1 protein-coding gene is annotated in these 1,398 nt (G+C 73.7%); it reads right to left on the reverse strand.

The window, feature by feature from the left end; genetic code table 11:
• Positions 1-12: 12 nt before the first annotated feature.
• Positions 13-1,389, reverse strand: a complete 1,377-nt coding sequence (locus tag ACFWI9_RS34225; protein ID WP_387169190.1) for an FAD-dependent oxidoreductase — start codon at positions 1,387-1,389, stop codon at positions 13-15.
• Between the last annotated feature and the right edge of the window lie 9 nt (positions 1,390-1,398).

The raw sequence follows: 1,398 nt of genomic DNA on the forward strand, positions 1-1,398 counted from the left end.
GTCCGGCCGCGGTCAGTAGCCGGCCTCCCGGACCGCCGCCACCGCCTTGCGCGCGGCGACCAGGACCGGATCCCAGACCGGTGAGAAGGGCGGGGCGTAGCCCAGGTCGAGGGAGGTCATCCGCTCCACCGTCATCCCGGCCGTGAGGGCCACCGCCGCGATGTCCACCCGCTTCGCGGCACCCTCGCGGCCGACGATCTGCACACCCAGCAGCCGACCCGTGCCGCGCTCGGCGAGCATCTTCACCGTCATCGGCGCCGCATCCGGGTAGTAGCCCGCGCGGCTGGTCGACTCGACCGTCACCGCCACATGGCGCAGCCCCACCTCGCGGGCGTCCTTCTCGCGCAGACCGGTGCGCGCGATCTCCAGATCGCAGACCTTGCTGACGGCCGTGCCCACCACCCCCGGGAACGTGGCGTAGCCGCCGCCGACGCCCGCACCGATGATCTGGCCGTGCTTGTTGGCGTGCGTACCGAGCGGGACATGCCGCTCTCGGCCCGAGACCAGGTCCAGCACCTCGACGCAGTCGCCGCCCGCCCAGACCTGCTCGTGACCCCGTACCCGCATCGCCAGATCGGTGAGCAGGCCTCCGTAGGCCCCCAGCGGCAGCCCCGCAGCCCGCGCCAGCGTCGTCTCCGGCTCCACACCGATGCCGAGTACGACGACATCGGCCGGGTACTCGGCGTCGTCGGTGGCGACCGCGCGCACCCGGCCGTCAGGACCGGTCAGGACGGCGGTGACGGGGGAGTCGTTGACCGTGGTGATGCCGAGACCGTCCATCGCCTCGTGCACCAGCCGGCCCATGTCGGGGTCGAGGGTGGCCATCGGCTGCTCGCCGCGGTTGACGACGGTCACTTCGTAGCCGTGCTTCAGCAGCGCCTCGGCCATCTCGACCCCGATGTACCCGGCGCCGACCACCACGGCACGCCGCCCCGTCGACCGGGACAGCGTGTCCAGCAGCGCCTGGCCGTCGTCCAGGGTCTGCACCCCGTGCACCCCGGGCGCGTCGATACCTGGGAGCGAGGGGCGCACCGGCCGGGCGCCGGTCGCGATGACGAGCTTGTCGAAGTCCGTCCACGACTCGGCGCCCGACTCCAGGTCACGGGACCTGACCCGGCCGCCGCCGTGCCGCGCGGCATCGAGCTCGACCACCTCGGTGCGCATCCGCAGATCGATCCCGCGCTCCCGGTGCTCGCCGGGGGTGCGCGCGATCAGTTCGTCCCGGCCGGGGACATCGCCGCCGACCCAGTACGGGATGCCGCACGCGGAGTACGAGGCGAAGTGGGACCGTTCGAAGGCGACGATCTCCAGCTCCGTCGGTTCCTTGAGCCTGCGGGCCTGCGACGCGGCGGGGCCACCCCGCCCCGCCCGCCCCCCGAGCCCCCCCACGGCCCAGGG

The organism is Streptomyces sp. NPDC127084 (assembly GCF_042724175.1).
Taxonomy (GTDB): domain Bacteria; phylum Actinomycetota; class Actinomycetes; order Streptomycetales; family Streptomycetaceae; genus Streptomyces.